This is a genomic window from Caulobacter hibisci (assembly GCF_016135805.1).
Classification (GTDB): Bacteria; Pseudomonadota; Alphaproteobacteria; order Caulobacterales; family Caulobacteraceae; genus Caulobacter; species Caulobacter hibisci.
Map to the genome: position 1 here is coordinate 1 of NZ_JADWOX010000003.1, position 16,491 is coordinate 16,491.

Annotated in this window: 11 protein-coding genes; 5 read left to right on the forward strand and 6 right to left on the reverse strand. The window is 69.3% G+C overall.

All coding sequences use genetic code 11. The features are described from left to right. Positions 1-290 precede the first annotated feature (290 nt). Positions 291-2,639: a glycoside hydrolase family 95 protein gene (locus tag I4Q42_RS06135; RefSeq protein WP_198575185.1), complete on the forward strand. Its 2,349-nt coding sequence runs from the start codon at positions 291-293 to the stop codon at positions 2,637-2,639. A gap of 501 nt (positions 2,640-3,140) precedes the next feature. Here the strand turns inward: I4Q42_RS06135 and hisG are convergent. The 4 genes from hisG to I4Q42_RS26345 form a co-directional block, all read right to left on the reverse strand. Beyond that, the gene (hisG, locus tag I4Q42_RS06140; protein ID WP_198575186.1) at positions 3,141-4,109 is read right to left on the reverse strand and encodes an ATP phosphoribosyltransferase; all 969 of its coding nucleotides are present in this window, start codon (positions 4,107-4,109) and stop codon (positions 3,141-3,143) included. Beyond that, on the reverse strand, positions 4,106-5,239 hold the full coding sequence (locus I4Q42_RS06145) for an ATP phosphoribosyltransferase regulatory subunit (protein WP_198575187.1): 1,134 nt from the start codon (positions 5,237-5,239) through the stop codon (positions 4,106-4,108). The genes hisG and I4Q42_RS06145 overlap by 4 nt, the downstream gene beginning before the upstream one ends. Before the next feature lie 4 nt (positions 5,240-5,243). Next, positions 5,244-6,731 (reverse strand): histidine--tRNA ligase, encoded by a 1,488-nt coding sequence (gene hisS / locus I4Q42_RS06150; RefSeq protein ID WP_198575188.1) that lies wholly within the window; start codon positions 6,729-6,731, stop codon positions 5,244-5,246. Between the two features lie 89 nt (positions 6,732-6,820). Next, complete coding sequence (locus I4Q42_RS26345) at positions 6,821-6,946, reverse strand: hypothetical protein (RefSeq protein ID WP_269816471.1); 126 nt, start codon at positions 6,944-6,946, stop codon at positions 6,821-6,823. Positions 6,947-7,085: 139 nt separating this feature from the next. Here I4Q42_RS26345 and I4Q42_RS06155 point away from each other — a divergent pair, with 139 nt between their 5' ends. Then, a complete protein-coding gene (locus tag I4Q42_RS06155; protein WP_198575189.1) occupies positions 7,086-10,127 on the forward strand; it encodes a DUF4982 domain-containing protein in 3,042 nt (1,013 codons plus the stop codon). A gap of 285 nt (positions 10,128-10,412) precedes the next feature. Continuing rightward, the gene (locus I4Q42_RS06160) at positions 10,413-12,485 is read left to right on the forward strand and encodes a TonB-dependent receptor plug domain-containing protein (protein ID WP_198575190.1); all 2,073 of its coding nucleotides are present in this window, start codon (positions 10,413-10,415) and stop codon (positions 12,483-12,485) included. Positions 12,486-12,665: 180 nt separating this feature from the next. Here I4Q42_RS06160 and pgi read toward each other — a convergent pair whose 3' ends face one another. Next, positions 12,666-14,285: a glucose-6-phosphate isomerase gene (gene pgi / locus I4Q42_RS06165; RefSeq protein WP_198575191.1), complete on the reverse strand. Its 1,620-nt coding sequence runs from the start codon at positions 14,283-14,285 to the stop codon at positions 12,666-12,668. Positions 14,286-14,388: 103 nt separating this feature from the next. On the opposite strand from pgi, the gene I4Q42_RS06170 reads away from it, so the two are divergent. Then, positions 14,389-14,880 (forward strand): hypothetical protein, encoded by a 492-nt coding sequence (locus I4Q42_RS06170; protein ID WP_198575192.1) that lies wholly within the window; start codon positions 14,389-14,391, stop codon positions 14,878-14,880. A gap of 32 nt (positions 14,881-14,912) precedes the next feature. Here I4Q42_RS06170 and I4Q42_RS06175 read toward each other — a convergent pair whose 3' ends face one another. Then, entirely contained in the window at positions 14,913-15,515 is a 603-nt protein-coding gene (locus tag I4Q42_RS06175; protein WP_198575193.1) for a thioredoxin family protein, read from the reverse strand. 190 nt (positions 15,516-15,705) lie between these two features. Here I4Q42_RS06175 and I4Q42_RS06180 point away from each other — a divergent pair, with 190 nt between their 5' ends. Next, complete coding sequence (locus I4Q42_RS06180; RefSeq protein ID WP_198575194.1) at positions 15,706-16,443, forward strand: DUF1353 domain-containing protein; 738 nt, start codon at positions 15,706-15,708, stop codon at positions 16,441-16,443. Positions 16,444-16,491 lie beyond the last annotated feature (48 nt).

The following is a 16,491-nucleotide window of genomic DNA, read 5'->3' on the forward strand; positions in this document are numbered from 1 at the left end:
CCCCGGGGGTCTGCGCGGGCGCTGTGGGGGGGGGGGTTGGGGGGGGTGTTCTATCCCCCCCCGCGGGGGGGGGTGGGGGCGGGGGGGCGGGGGGCGCCCCGTTTTCAGCTTCCGCGGTATCGGCCGATTTCGCTGCCGCTTCCCCCTCAGTCGCTTCGCGACAGCTCCCCCTCCAGGGGGAGCATCTGAAAATGTCCCCCGGTGTCATCTTGTAATGTTAGCGCTCCCATGAGTTGATGCCCGCAAAGCGCCGGACACAGGCGCGCGCCTTTGGGAAGGGACTACGCCCCATGCAGCTGAACCGACGCCATGCCCTGCTGGGCGGCTCCGCGACCGCGATCCTGGCCAGCGAGGCTCTCGCCGCACCCTTGCCGCCCGCTCCCGCCGGCGACCTGAAATTGTGGTACCGCCAGCCGGCCAAGGAATGGGTCGAGGCCCTGCCGGTCGGGTCCGGAGGCCTGGGCGGCATGGTGTTCGGCGGCGTGGCCAGGGAGCGCATCCAGCTCAACGAAAACACCCTGTGGGGCGGCGGGCCCTATGACCCGGTCAATCCGGAGGCGGCCGGCGCCCTGCCCGAAATCCGGCGCCTGATTGAGGCCGGCGACTACGCGGCCGCCACGGACCTGGCCAACGCCAAGTTCATGGCCACGCCCGTGCGCCAGCAGCCCTACAACACGCTCGGCGACCTCGTTTTGACATTCCCTGGCCTGCCGGAGACGGCCGAGGCCTATCTGCGCGACCTCGATCTCGACGCCGCCACCGCCCGCACCCGCTTCGCCCACGACGGCGTCGCCTACGGCCGCGAGGTGATCGCCAGCGCGCCCGACCGGGTGATCGCCATTCGCCTGACCGCCGACAGGCGCGGCGCGATCGGGCTGGACCTATCCTTCGACAGCCCGCTGAAGCCCGCCGTCACCGTCGAGGGCGGCGACACCCTGGTTCTCAGCGGCCGCAACGGCACGCACTTCGGCATCCAGGGCGCGCTGAAGGTCGATTGCCGGGTCAAGGTGATCGCCAGGGGCGGCAAGGTCTCGGCGGCCGACAAGGCCGTGTCGGTGCGCGGGGCCGACGAGGTTCTGCTGCTGGTCGCCGCGGCCACCAGCTATCGCCGCTTCGACGACGTCTCGGGCGATCCGGTCGCCACCAACAAGGCGGTGCTGGCCAAGGCCGCCCGCAAGCCGTGGGCGGCGCTGCTGGCCGACCATCGCGCCGACCACCGCCGGCTGTTCCGCGCCGTGTCGGTCGATTTCGGGACCACGGCCGCCGCCGCACGACCGACCGACGAGCGCATCCGCCTCTCGCCGACCACGGACGATCCGGCCCTGGCGGCGCTCTATTACCAGTACGGCCGCTACCTGCTGATCGCCTGCTCGCGCCCCGGCGGCCAGCCGGCCAACCTGCAGGGCATCTGGAACGACAAGATGAGCCCGCCCTGGGGCGGCAAATACACGATCAACATCAATACCGAGATGAACTACTGGCCGGCCGAGCCCACGGCGCTATCGGAATGCGTCGCGCCCCTGGTGGCCATGGTGCAGGAGATGGCGATCACCGGCGCCCGCACGGCCAAGGGCATGTACGGCGCGCGTGGCTGGGTGGCCCACCACAACACCGATCTCTGGCGGGCGACGGCCCCGATCGACGGCGCCAAGTTCGGCGTCTGGCCCACCGGCGGCGCCTGGCTGTGCAAGCACCTGTGGGACCACTACGACTACGGCCGCGACGCCGCCTATCTGGCCCGCGTCTATCCGACGATGAAGGGCGCGGCGCTGTTCTTCGTCGATGCCCTGGTGGTCGATCCCAAGTCCGGAAAGCTGGTGACCAGCCCGTCGATCTCGCCGGAGAACGACCACGGCCACGGCTCGTCGATCGTCGCCGGGCCGACCATGGACCAGGCCATCGTCCGCGACCTGTTCAACGCCTGCATCGACGCGGCCAAGGTCCTGGGCGTCGACGCCGAGCAGGCCGCCGAGTTCGCCGCCGCCCGTGATCGCCTGGCGCCCTACAGGATCGGCAAGGACGGCCAGCTGCAGGAGTGGCAGGAGGACTGGGACGCCGACGCCAAGGACATCCACCACCGGCACGTCTCGCACCTCTACGGCCTGTTCCCGTCGGACCAGATCGGCCTCGACACCACGCCGGACCTGGCGGCCGCCTGCCGCCAGACGCTGGAGACGCGCGGCGACCTGTCGACCGGCTGGGCCATCGCCTGGCGGCTGAACCTGTGGGCGCGGCTGGGCCAGGGCGACCACGCCCACGGCATCCTCAAGCTGCTGCTGGGGCCTGAGCGCACCTATCCCAACCTGTTCGACGCCCACCCGCCGTTCCAGATCGACGGCAATTTCGGTGGGACCTCGGGCATGACCGAGATGGTCCTGCAAAGCCGCAACGGCGCCCTCCACCTGCTGCCCGCCCTGCCCTCGGCCTGGCCGACGGGGCACATCACCGGGCTGAAGGCGCGCGGCGCTGTGGGCGTGGACGTGCGCTGGCGCGAGGGTCGGCTGGAGAGCGCGCGGCTCACGGCGGCGAAAGCCGGCCGGCACGTGGTCAAGCTGGGTGGAGAGAGCGTGACGCTGTCACTGCGGGCCGGAGAGACGGCGACACTGGGGCTGAAGGATGGGCGGCTGGCGCGCACCTGATCCTTCTCCCAGAGGGAGAAGGTGGCGCGAAGCGCCGGATGAGGGGTTAGGGACCGAAGACAGCGTGCCGGCACGACGGTTGGCGGCGTAACCCCTCACCCTCCCAGGCTATCGCCTGGCCCCCCTCTCCCTTTGGGAGAGGGTAGGCAAGCTTAAAGCCAAGCTCAAACGCCTGTTCAGAATTTTTGACTCTTTTGTCGAAAATGGAAACCAGGGCCCAGATACACCAAGACCCGCCGCGGGGGATAATCGCGACGGGTCCGGCTATTTCTTGATCATTCGATCTAGGCGGGCGTTTCCTCCCCGAAACGCCGAAGAGAGGGGGTTCTCTGTGGACCCGTTTCTCTCTTGCCCAGTCAGAAAACGGCAAAACCGAGATCGTGTCAACGGCAACGATCTGGATTCTGTAAGGGGTTGGACGTTTTTTTGACGTCAACCGGGTAGTTTGGACGTTCCAGTCAAACTAAGCACCGTTCGGTTGGCCTATTTTTGACAGAACGGTCAAATGTCGGTGCGCAAACGCTTCGCAAGAGCTTCCAGCACCGCCGATCGGGATTCGAAAACGTAGTCGGGACGCGACACGGTTACCGGCTCGACTCCCGCTTGCGCGAGGGCCGCGGCGGCGGCGAACAGGTCGCCGGTCGCCAGCAGGGCCCCGTTGGCGCGGCGCGAACCGCCGGCCTCGACGAACGGCGCGACGGCGGCTTGGCCGGCGACGTCCTGCTCGGCGGGCCAGACCAGGGTGGCGAGCGTGCGCGCCCGGCCCTTCGCCTCGACCACCGACAGCAGGCGCGACAGCGAGTCGAGCTGGCTGTCCGTCCACGGCGTGACCAGGGAGGCGGTCAGCTGGGCCTGGCTCTTGAGAATGACGCCGTCGGACAGCACCTTCAGGCCATTGGCCGCCAGGGTGGCGCCGGTGGTGGTGATGTCGACCACCAGCTCGGCCGCGCCGGCGGCGGGCGCCCCCTCGGTGGCGCCGCTGCTCTCGACGATGCGGTAGTCGGCGACGCCGTGGCGGGCGAAGAAGGCCCGGGTCTGGGTGACGTACTTGGTGGCCACCCGCAGGCGGCGGCCGGTCTTGGCCAGGTGCAGGTGCCCGACCTCGTCGATGTCGGCCATGGTGTCGACGTCGAGCCAGCTCTTGGGCGCGGTCACCACCAGGTCGGCGCGGCCAAAGCCCAGGGCGCGCAGCAGCATCACCCGGCTATCCATGTCGTCGCCGCGCTCGCGCAGCAGGTCCTCGCCGGTTACCCCTAAGTGCAGGTCGCCGCTGTCGAGGCCGGCGGCGATGTCGCCCGCCGACAGCAGCCGCACCGAGACGCCGGGCAGGCCCGACAACTCGGCCGAATAGCCGCGCGCGCCGCCGGTCATCTCGACGCGGAAGCCGCAGTCGGCCAGCCAGGCCTCGACCTGTTCCTTCAGGCGGCCCTTGGAGGGGATGGCGAAGATCATCGGGGTGTCCGCGGTCATTCGCCGCCTCCGGCATAGGCGCGGGCCGGGCGCACCATGCAGCCCACGGCCCCGGTCTTGGTCTCGGCGCCCAAGCGAGCGGGCAAGCTGTCGTAGCGGCCGCCGGCGGCGACCGGGCGTTCCTCGCCGAGGGCGGCGCTGCGCACCTCGAACAGGTAGCCGTCGTAATAGCCGAAGGCCCGGCCGAAGGCGGCGTTCAGGCGGATGCGCTCGGCGGGCACGCCGCCGGCGACCATGCCGGCCAGGCGCTTGCGCCAGCCCTCGATGGCGGCGTCCAGGGGAGCGCGGTTCGGGCCGGCCAGGGCCGCGATGGCGTCGAGCGCGGCGTCCGGCGCATCGCTGACGGCCAGGAAGGCGCGGACCTTGTCGGCTTCCTTCGGCGACAGGCGGCCGGCCTTCACCACCTCGGCCTTCTCGACCAGGCGATGGGCGATCTCGGCGGGGCGGCGACCACCGACCGGCTCGATGCCGGCCAGGGACCACAGCTCCTGCAACACGGCGGCGGCCTCGGCTTCCGGCAGGCCGGCCAGCAGGGCGGCGATGCGGCTGCGCTCGCTGGCGGGCGCGGGAGCGGCCTCGCCCTCGAGCTCGGCCTTCAGCTGGCGCGGACGCGAGAAGGTGCGCTTCAGGCGCGCGCCCAGCGGCGGGGTCAGGTCCAGGCTGTCGACGAAGGCGGCGAACAGGCCGACGTCGCCCAGCAGCAGGGTCAGGTCGTCGCGACCGCCGGCCGCGGCGCCGGCCCAGGCCAGGGCGGCGATCTCGGCGTCGGCGGCTACCGGATCGGCGGCCTCGAAGGCCTCGACGCCGATCTGCAGGAATTCCTCGGCCCGGTCGCTGCCGCGCGGGGCGACGCGGAAGGCCTTGCCTTCATAGAGGTAGCGGCCGGCTTCGACGCCGGACGCCAGATGCTGGCGAGCCACGGCGACGGTGAAGTCCGGGCGCAGGCAGGCCTCGTCGCCGCCGTCGCCGGAGACGACGAACAGCCGCGAGCGCATGGCCTCGCCGGCCAGGTCCAGCAGCAGGCCCAGGGGCTGCAGCACCGGGGCGTCGGTCGGGACGGCGCCGGCCGACAGGAACGGAGCGCGGATGGCGTCGAGCGCCTCCGCCGGGATGGAACGCTCTAGCCTCAACGGATCAGCCCCCGATGATCTTGCGGACGGCGGCGATCAGGTCGCCGCGCGGAATGGTCTGCTGGCCGGGCCGCTCGGCCTTCCAGGCGGCGTTGTCGGCGACGCCCGAGGCCAGCTCGCGGCCCAGGTCCAGGTCCTTGATCGTCACCGTGCCGGCGGCGATCTCGTCGCCGCCCAGCATGATGGCGGCCGGCGACAGGCGGCGGTCGGCATATTTCATCTGCGGACGCATGCCCGAGGTCCCGAGATAGACCTCGGCCGGAATGCCCGCCGCGCGCAGCTGGCCGGCGACGGCGAAATACTCGCCCATGTGGGCCTGGTCGAAATTGATGATCACGACGGGACCGCGCGCCGCCGAGGCCGGCTCGCGACCGGCCGCCCGCAGGGCCGCCGCCAGACGCGAGACGCCGAACGAGAAGCCGGTGGCCGGCACCGACTTGCCGGTGAAGCGAGCCACCAGGTCGTCGTAGCGACCGCCGCCGCCGATCGAGCCGAACGAGATCTTGTTACCCTTCTCGTCGGTGGTGCTGAGCAGCAGCTCGGCCTCGAACACCGCGCCGGTGTAGTATTCCAGGCCGCGCACGATCGACGGGTCGATGATCGCCTGGTCGTCGGCGACGCCCAGGCTGGTCAGGGCCGCGTCGATCTTGGCCAGTTCTTCCAGACCCTCGTCGCCTTCGGCCGAGCCGGCGACGACCTTGGCGATGTTGTTCAGCGTCGCCGAACGGCCGCCGACGCCCGCCTGGACGAAGTCCAGCACCGAGTCGATGGCCTTGCCGGCCAGGCCCGCGCCCTTGGTGAAGTCGCCGCTGTCGTCCAGGCGGCCTTCGCCGAGCAGCAGGCGCACGCCCTCGACGCCCAAGCGGTCGAGCTTGTCGACCGCGCGCAGCACGGCCAGCTTCTGGCCTTCGCTGGTCGCGCCGGCGCCGGTCAGCAGGCCGTTGAGGAGCTTGCGGTTGTTGATCTTCAGAACCGCCGCGCCGCGCGGCAGGCCGGCGGCCTCCAGGCCCTCGACGGCCATGGCGATGATCTCGGCGTCAGCCTCGGGGCGGGCCGAGCCCACGGTGTCGGCGTCGCACTGGATGAACTGGCGGAAGCGGCCGGGACCCGGCTTCTCGTTGCGCCACACCGGACCGAAGGCGTAGCGGCGGAAGGGCTTGGGCAGGGTTTCCCAGTTCTGGGCGGCGAACCGGGCCAGCGGCGCGGTCAGGTCGTAGCGCAGCGCCATCCACTGGTCGTCGTCGTCCTGCAGGGCGAAGACGCCTTCGTTGGGACGGTCGCTGTCGGGCAGGAACTTGCCCAGGGCGTCGGCATATTCGAAGGCCCCGGTGTCGAGCGCCTCGAAGCCGTAGCGCTCATAGACGGCCGAGACGGCCTCGAGGATCGCCTTCTCGGCGCGCAGGTCGCGGGCGCGCTTGTCGGCGAAGCCGCGCGGGGCGCGGGCCTCGGGGCGGAAGTCTTGGTTCTTGGCGTCGTCGGAAGCGTCGGTCATCGTCGGTCCTTAGAAATCTCTAGGCTTCGACGGATGGCGCTTGCACTTAAGCCCCATCCGCTAGGCGGGGCTCTGGCAGGGCGTTCGCTTCAGAGCGAGCAGACCCGGCCGATCCCGCGAGGCGAGGTCGGATGGTGGTGGTGGCCGTGGTGGTGCGGCGTGCGGGTCATCGCGGCGGCGTATAGCGCAGGCTCGCGGCGGTGACCAGCGCGCATCGACTCAGTTCAAAAATCTCGAAATGTGGGATGAGGTTCGGAATTGTGAGATCGACTTGACACGCGAACGGCGGTCAAGCCACATCTGCACCCAACGATAAATTGGCCTGACCAATACTGATCGACTTGGGAGAGGTTCATGCGGCGCCCACTGACTCATTCGCTGGTCCCTCTGGGCCTCGTTGGCTTGCTGAGCACCGCGCAAGCCCTGGCCCAGCGGCTGGACGCCCCGTTCAACGACGGCTGGCGGATGGCGACCGGCGACGTTCAGGGCGCGCAAGCCCCGGCCTTCGACGACGCCGCCTGGAAGCCGGTCACCCTGCCCCGCGCCTTCAACGAGGACGAGGCCTTCGCCGGCGACATCCACGATCAGTCGACCGGGATCACCTGGTATCGCAAGCGCTTCGTGCTGCCGACCCACAAAGGTCCGGCGGCGGGCGGCCGGGCGATCCTCGACTTCGAGGGCGTGCGCCAGGCCGGCGACGTCTACGTCAACGGCGTGCTGGCCGGCGGACATGAGAACGGGGTCACCGCCTTCGGGGTCGACGCCACCAAGTTGCTAAAGCCCGCGCCGTTCGTGAACGTCATCGCCGTACGGGTCGACAACGACTGGAAGTACAAGGAACGCGCCACCGGCAGCGGCTTCCAGTGGAACAACAACAACTTCAATGTGAACTACGGCGGCATCCACCGGGCGGTGCGGCTGCACCTGACCGGCGACCTGCACCAGACCCTGCCGCTCTATTCCAGCCTGGGCACGACCGGCGTCTATGTCTGGGCCGACGGCTTCGACATCAAGGGCCGCGCCGCCACCGTCCACGCCGAGAGCCAAGTGCGCAACGACGGCGCCCGCCCCCGCACCTTCGCCTATCGCGTTACGCTGAAGGACGTCGACGGCAAGCCGGCCGGCCAGTTCACCGCCCCGGCCGTGACCATCGCGCCGGGCGAAACGAAGATGGTCTCGGCCAGCAAGCGGCTGTCGGACCTGCACTTCTGGAGCTGGGGCTACGGCTATCTCTACGCGGTGACCACCGAGCTGGTGGAGAACGGCAAGGTGGTGGACAGCGCCCTGACCCGCACCGGCTTCCGCAAGACCGAGTTCAGGAACGGAACCGTCTTCCTCAACGACCGCGCCCTCCAGGTGCACGGCTACGCCCAGCGCACCAGCAACGAGTGGCCGGCGCTCGGCACCGACATCCCGCCGTGGATCAGCGACTTCTCCAACGGCCTGATGGTGGAAAGCGGCGGCAATCTGGTGCGCTGGATGCACATCGCCCCGGCCCGCCAGGACGTGGAGTCGTCCGACCGCGTGGGCCTGCTGCAGGCCATGCCGGCCGGCGACGCCGAGAGCGATGTTTCCGGCCGCCGCTGGGAACAGCGGGTGGAGGCCATGCGCGACGCCATCATCGCCTTCCGCAACAACCCCTCGATCGTGTTCTACGAGGGCGGCAACGAGAACATCAGCGAAGACCACATGGCGCAGCTTAAGGTGGTGCGCGATCAGTTCGACCCGCACGGCGGCCGGGCCATCGGCTCGCGCGAGATGCAGGGCAGCAAGGTCGCCGAGTACGGCGGCGAGATGCTCTACATCAACAAGAGCGCCAAAAAGCCGGTGTGGGCGATGGAATATTCCCGCGACGAGTCCGCCCGGAAGTTCCAGGACGCCTTCACCCCGCCGTTCCACAAGGACAGCCCCGACTACAACCGCAACCAGGACAGCATGGTCGCCGAGACCGTGCGCCGCTGGTTCGACTACTGGCGCGAACGTCCGGGCGGCGGCGACCGGGTCAGCTCGGGCGGGGTCAACATCATCTTCTCCGACAGCAACACCCACTTCCGCGGCGACAACAACTACCGCCGCAGCGGCGAGGTGGACGCCATGCGGATCCCCAAGGAGGGCTTCTTCACCCATCAGGTGATGTGGGACGGCTGGGTCGATGTCGAAAAGCCCCGCGCCCATCTGGTCGGTCATTGGAACTACGCGGCCGGCGTCGTGAAGGACGTCACCGTCGTGTCCAGCGCCGACAGCGTCGAGCTGGTGCTGAACGGCAAGTCGCTGGGCCAGGGCGTGAAGTCGGACGGCTTCCTCTTCACCTTCAAGGGCGTGGCCTATGCGCCGGGCGCGCTGGTCGCGATCGCCCGCGACGCCAAGGGCCAGGAGACGGCGCGCGACGAGCGGGTCACGACGGGACCGGCAGTGGCCCTGCGCCTGACGCCGCGCACCGGCCCGGGCGGCTGGAAGGCCGACGCGGCCGACGTGGCGCTGGTCGATGTCGAGGCCGTGGACGCCGAAGGCCGCCGCGTGCCGACGGCGCTGGATCTGGTTTCCTTCGACGTCGCCGGCCCGGCCGAATGGCGCGGCGGCATCGCTCAGGGCGATTCCAAGGGCGGCGCCAAGCCGACCGAGGCGCCCGTCTCGGCCTCGGGCGAGCCGGTGACCAAGGGTCCGGCCGGCGTGGACGCCGTCACCCAATATGCCGGCGCCAACCGCAAGGACGACAACTACATCCTGGCCAAGACCCTGCCGGTCGAGGGCGGCGTCAATCGCGTGGCGCTGCGGTCGACCCTGGCGGCCGGCAAGGTGACGGTGACCGCCACGGCCGAGGGCCTGAAGCCCGCGACGATCACGCTGGACGCCGTCGCGCCGACGGCGGACGCGCAGCTGCTCCCCGTAAGCCTAGAGCGCGGCCCGACGCCGACGACGCCGGCGTTCAAGGTCCGCCGCGACACGCTGGGGCCGGCGAAGATCCTGGCCGGCTCCAACGCCGACACGGCCGGCGCGACCGCCGACGACGACGAGACCACCCACTGGGCCAGCGATGGCCAGCTGGCCAACGCCTGGATCGAGTACGACCTCGGCAAGCCCCAGGTCGCCGACGAGATGGTGCTGAAGCTGATCGGCTGGCGCCTGCGGTCCTATCCGCTGCGCATCACGATGGACGGCCAAGTGGTCTACGAGGGCGAGGCGCCCAAGAGCCTGGGCTACGTCACCCTGCCGCTGAAGCCGGTGAAGGGCCAACGCCTGCGCATCGCCCTGACCGGGGCCACGGCCGACCGCGACGGCTTCGGCAAGATCGTCGAGATCACCGGCGCCAAGGCCGGCTTCGACACCGGCGCCGAGAAGGTCAAGGCCGGCGGGGCCCTGGGGATCATCGAGGCGGAGATCTATCGGAAGCGGTGAGGATGCTGACCCTTCCCCTGCATCCCGTCATTCCCGCCCTTGTGGCGGGAAACCCTGGTTCCGCCGCACGTGAGGCGCCAGCGGACTGCTTGGCAGTCCGCCTCTTCCGCCCTTGCCGCTGACAGAGGGGTTCCCGCCACAAGGGCGGGAATGACGGGAGTTAGGGAGATACCCAACCTGTACTTCCCGTAATGATTTCCTATATTTAATCCACATTTCAGCCGTTTAATTTGAGATCGACGCCTCCAAGCGGCAAGACCTTCCCCGGGATTGAGGGGAAGTTAGATGTCCAAGTCCGCGTTGTTCGCCACCGCCGCCGCCCTGCTGTTCGCCGCCGGCGCGGCCCAGGCCGCCGATACGGCGCAGGCCGCCCAGGCGCCGGTTCCGACCGGCCCGGTCAGCCAGGCGCCGCTGGACGACGCCGCCCAGAAGGGCGTGCTGGTGTTCGTGCCGGACTTCTTCTCGACCCTTCGCCCCAACACCGCCCTCGACATGGTCGAGCGCCTGCCCGGCTTCGTGGTCAATGACGGGGCCGGCACGCGCGGCTTCGAGGGCTCGGTCGGCAACATCCTGATCAACAACAACCGTCCGGCCTCGAAGAACGACACCGGCTCCAACGTGCTGTCGCGCACCCCGGCCAACCAGGTCGAGCGCATCGAGCTGATCCGCGGCGGCGCCCCGGGCATCGACATGCAGGGCTATGGCGTCGTGGCCAACGTGATCCTCAAGAAGGGCGTCAGCCGCCAGTCGATCCTGACCCACAACAGCGCCATCTTCGACGGCGGCAAGGACCTCTACGGCGGCTCCTACCAGTTCACCGCCCGCGACGGCGAGAAGAGCTGGGGCGTCACCCTGTCGGACGGCATCAGCTCCAGCGACTCCAACGGCGACGGCCGCCTGACCCGCCGCAGCGCCGCCGGCGCCCTGCTGCGCGACGAGAGCTTCCTGAACGACGGCTACGGCGGCAGCACCGGCATCCGCGGCAACTATTCGGGCCCGGTCGCCGGCGGCAAGCTGGAGGCCACCGCCAAGTACGGGATCAGCAACTGGGACGAATGGCAGGAAACCGCCTCGCCCACCGCCTTCCGCCGCAGTGCCTACGAAGAGGACAACAAGTCCGGCGAGTTGGGTCTGACCTACACCCGCCCGCTGGCCCCGCGCTGGTCGCTGGAGACCCGGGCGATCCACGAGTTCAGCAGCTATGACGAGGTGGCGACCTACGGCCAGACCGTCGGCGGCGTGGCGGGCGGCGAGGAGCGCTTCACCGCCGAGGGCAAGACCCAGGAATCGATCCTGCGCGCCCTGGTGCGCCACGAGCGTTCGGCGGGCCTGACCCTCGAGGCCGGCGGCGAGGTCGCCTACAACATGCTCGACGTCGACCAGGCCTATTCGGTGGGCGGCACGCCGATCGTGCTGCCCTCGGCCTCGGTCAAGGTCGAGGAACTGCGCGGCGAACTGTTCACCAAGGGCACCTGGCGGGTGAACCCCAAGCTGACCCTGGAGGGCGGCCTGCGGCTGGAGACCTCGACCATCAGCCAGTCGGGCGACGCCGACCAGGAGAAGAGCTTCTTCTACGCCAAGCCCCGCTTCCAGGCGACCTGGACGCCCAAGGCCGGCCACCAGGTCCGCTTCCGCTTCGAGCGCGAACTGGGCCAGCTGGACTTCGGCGACTTCGCCGCCTCGGCCGAGTTCAGCGAGGGCAACGTCTATGCCGGCAACGTCGACCTGGTGCCCGAGCAGCGCTGGATCTCGGAACTGAGCTACGAGCGGCGCTTCTGGGGCCAGGGCGTGGTGGCCCTGACCCTGCGCCACGACGAGATCATCGGTGTCATCGACCGCCTGCCGATCGGCGCGAACCAGTCGGCGACCGGCAACATCGGCGACGGCACGCTGGACAAGCTGGCGCTCAACATCGTGGTGCCGACCGACAAGCTGGGGATCAAGGGCGGCCGCTTCACCTTCAAGAACGACTGGAACCAGACCAAGGTCGTCGATCCGACCACGGGCAAGGAACGGCCGATCTCGCAGGTCCGCCCGACCCAGGCCAATCTCGGCTTCGAGCAGGACATCGTCAGCTGGAAGACCCAGTGGGGGATCAACTGGCTGCCGCTGCTGGGTCAGGGCACCTACGGCCCCGACCAGACCAGCAAGTGGCGCGGCACGAACTATTACGAGGCCTTCGTCGAGTACAAGCCGACCACGACCCTGGCCATCCGCGCCCAGCTGAACCTGTGGGACGACTTCGTCATCACCCGCACGGTCTACGCCAGCCGCAGCCCGCGCACGATCGACTATGTCGAGGTCCGCGACATCGACCCGCGGACGTTCGTGCAGCTGAGGGTGCGGAAAACGTTTTAACGCTCTGGGTCCCTCTCCCCTTGCGGGAGAGGGTGGCCCGCGAAGCGGGTCGGGTGAGGGGTCGCACCAACAGCAACGCCGCGACGGCCGATCAGCTGTCGCGGCGTCTTGCTTTTGAGAGACCCCTCATCCGTCGCCTACGGCGACACCTTCTCCCGCAAGGGGAGAAGGATCGGGACCTTATTTCTTCAACCGCCCGATCAGCGCCGAGGTCGACGGATCGTGCGCGCCCACGGCGCCGGCTTCCAGTTCCGGCAGGATGCGGCCGGCCATCACCTTGCCGAGCTCCACGCCCCACTGGTCGAAGCTGTTGATCCCCCAGATCACGCCCTCGACGAAGGTCTTGTGCTCATAGAGGGCGATAAGGGCGCCGAAGGTTTGCGGCGTCAGGCGGTCGAGCAGGACGAGCGTCGATGGACGGTTGCCGGCGAAGGTGCGCTGCGGGGCCAGGGTGGCGATTTCGGCTTCCGGGACGCCCTTGGCCTGCAGCTCGGCGACCACGTCTTCCGTCGTGCGGCCGACCATGAAGGCCTCGGCCTGGGCCAGCAGGTTCGACAGCAGCTTCTCGTGCATGCCGGCCGGACCTTCATCCGACTTGGCCAGGCCGATCAGCTCCATCGGCGTGATGTCGGTCCCCTGGTGCATGCACTGGAAATAAGCGTGCTGGACGTTGGTGCCCTCGTCGCCGAACACGACGGTGGCCGTGCCGCGCGCGGCCGGCTGGCCGTTGGGGCCGACCGACTTGCCGTTGCTCTCCATCTCCAGCTGCTGGAGGAACGAGGCCAGGCGCCGCAGGCGGTGCGAGTACGGCACGACCGAGCGGGCGCGGCGGTCCAGGCCGTTGCGGTTGAAGATCTGGGCCAGGGCCACCAGCACCGGGGCGTTCTTCTCCAGCGGGGCCGAAGCGAAGTGGGCGTCCATCTCGGCCGCCCCGTCGAGGAAGCCCTGGAACACGTCCCAGCCGGCGGCGACGGCCACCGACAGGCTGACCGCCGACCACAGCGAATAGCGGCCGCCGACCCAGTCCCAGAAACCGAACACCCGCTCGTCGGCGACGCCGAAGGCCGAGGTCTTGTCGAGCGCGGTGGAAACGGCGGCCAGGTGGGCGTTGGCGCCCTGCTCGCCCACGGCTTCGACCAGCCAGGCGCGGGCGGCGGCGGCGTTGGACATGGTCTCCTGGGTGGTGAAGGTCTTGGAGACCACCACCACCAGGGTCTCTTCCGGATCCAGGTCGGCCGTGGTCAGCAGGAACTCGGCGCCGTCCACGTTGGCCACGAAGCGCAGGTCGATCTCCGGCTTCACCGGACGCAGGGCGTCCCACAGCAGGCGGGGACCCAGGTCGCTGCCGCCGATGCCGATGTGCAGGATCGCCTTGAACGGCTTGCCGGTGGCGCCCTTGATCGCGCCCGAGCGGACGGCCTCGGCGAAGGCCTTCATCCGGCCACGGACGGCCTCGACATCGGCCATCACCGAGACGCCCTGGGCCTTGATGTCGGCGTCGGCCTTGGCGCGCAGGGCCACGTGCAGCACGGCGCGGCCTTCGGACGAATTGATCGCCTCACCGCCCAGCATGCGGGCGCGGGCGCCTTCGACGTCGGCGGCGTGGGCCAGGTCGAGCGCGGCTTCCAGGCCGGCCTCGTCCCAGGCCTGCTTGGAGAGGTCGAGATGCAGGCCGGCGACGTCGAGGGTCAGGTTTTCCAGGCGCTGCGGCTCGGCGTCGAAGAACTCGACGATGCGCTTCTCCCCGGCGGCCTTGGCGGCGGTTTCCAGGCGGGTCCAGGCGGCGTCGAGATCGGCCACAAGCGTCTCCTAATGTAGTAAAACGGTGTTTACGGAAGCGGGCTTACCAAAGGTCCGTCTCGACGTCATGAAGACCAATGACGTTTTTCGCCCGGAGCGTGCGATGTCCTGCGATGCGATCGCCTTTTCCGCCATGCTTTGGCTGGCCTCGACCGGTTCGGCGGCGCCTGTCGACCAGGCTCCGGCCGTGGTGCAGCAGGGTCAGGCCCCGGCTTCGGTGGCGAGCGAGCCCCTCTTTGCCGATATCGTGAAAAGGGCTGGGGCGCTGAAGCACCAGGTCGAGGGCTATCGTGAGGCCCTGCCGAAGGATCCGGCCGCCGCCGCCGTGCCGCTGGCCGGCTTCACCGCCTTCAAGGCCGAGATCGAGGCCCTGTCGGCGCTCGACATGAAGGGCCACGTCACGCTGAAGGAGCGCGGCGCGGTCGACGACCTGAAATGCATCCTGCGCGGCATCAGCCAGGACCTGCCCGAGAAGCTGACGGCGATGGCCGAGGCCAAGACCGTCAAGACCCAGGACCAGGCCCTGCGCGACATGGTCTACCTGCTGAACGACAACGTCGAGGTCATCACGGCGCCGCCGCAGCCGGCGGCCTAATTTTCCCTCTCCCAGGGGGAGAGGGTCGCTGCTTAAGCATCCTTGTACTTCACCGCGCAGCCATACGGCTGGCTGGCCGGCACAGCGACCTTGCGGCCGGCCTTGAGGTCCGACAGCGCGGCGGCGACGTAGTTCTTGGCGCCGGCGATGTCCTCGACCTTGTTGCTGGGCCTGTCGTCGATGGCGCCCTGGTAGACGACCTGCCCGGCCGGATCGATGACGAACATGTGCGGGGTGGTCTTGGCCTTGTAGGCGGTGGCGACCACGCCTTCGGAGTCGAGCAGCAGGGTGGTCGGCTTGGCGCCCTTGGCGTTGATCCAGGTCCGGGCCTGGCCGCCGTCGGCGAAATAGCCCTGCTTGCCGGGGGCCGAGGAGGCGACGCTGAGCCAGACGACGCCGTCGGCGGTGGCGGCCTGCTGCAGGCCCTGCATGTTCCCCGAATAGTGCTTCTTCACATAGGGGCAGCCCTCGTTGACCCATTCGAGCACGACGGTCTTGCCCTTGAACTCGGCCAGCGAGCGGGTCTTGCCGTCGATGTCCTTGGCGGTGAAGGCCGGAGCCGGCCCGGCGAGCGCGAGGCTGGGAGCGAGCACAACCAGCGGGGCGCTGGCGACGATCAGGCGACGGGTGATCATGGGAAAATCTCCGAGGGGCGACAGTCGGCTTTGCGAGACATTCTCACAGATCGTCCTGCGGTGGAACAGCGCACCGGGCGCGCAATTCTTTGTAATCGACGGCCAAGCTTCACCATGACCGCTTGATCCGCCGCATTTCGGCCGCCAGAAGACGGCATCGCTCGCCCGTTCCTCCCAATCCCGCCAGACCATGACCCTGCGCTCCAAGCTTTCGCTCGCCGCCTCTATCGCTATGGGCCTGGCTCTCGCCGCCTGCACGACGACCACGAACACCACGGTGTTCGTGCCCGTGGTCGCGCCGACGCCGCCGAGCTCGCTGACGCCGCAGCCGGTGATGCTGTTCAACCAGTCGAAGGAGGGCCGCAAGCTCTTCACCCTGGAGGCGGAGTTCCCCTATTGCGACGTCGAGACCGGCAAGGTCATCGTCGTGCCGCGCTGGTACGTCACCGACTTCGCCAGCGTGCCCTGGTACGGCCAGGGCTTCATCGACCCGCAGGGGCCGACGGCGCGGGCCGCCATCGTCCATGACTGGCTCTACGCCGTGGGCGAGCCGGGCAAGCGGGGCGAGGCCGACCTGATCTTCCTGCGGGCGATGCTGAAATACGGGGTGAAGCCCTTCCAGGCCAACCTCGCCTACCAGGCCGTCAAGACCGGCGGCGAGAAGGGCTACGCCCTGCCCGGCGACTGGACCTTCATCGATCCGCGCCGCCAGGAGGTGCGCCAGCCGCCGCCCTTCGCCCGCCCCAGGACCGGCGCGGTGCGGATCCTGCCGCGCTGCCAGGGCTTCGAGGCCCTGATCCAGACCGGATGGCGGGCCTATCCCCTGCCCAAGCCGGTGATCGCCGCGCCGCCGCCGGTGACCGTGACCAAGACGCCGATGGACGGGGTCAAGGCGCGCCTGCCCTGGGGCGGCGACAAGAAGAAGTAGGGGAAAAGGCGACGTCAGCCGTCTGAACGAGCCGCTCCCCTTAGGAAG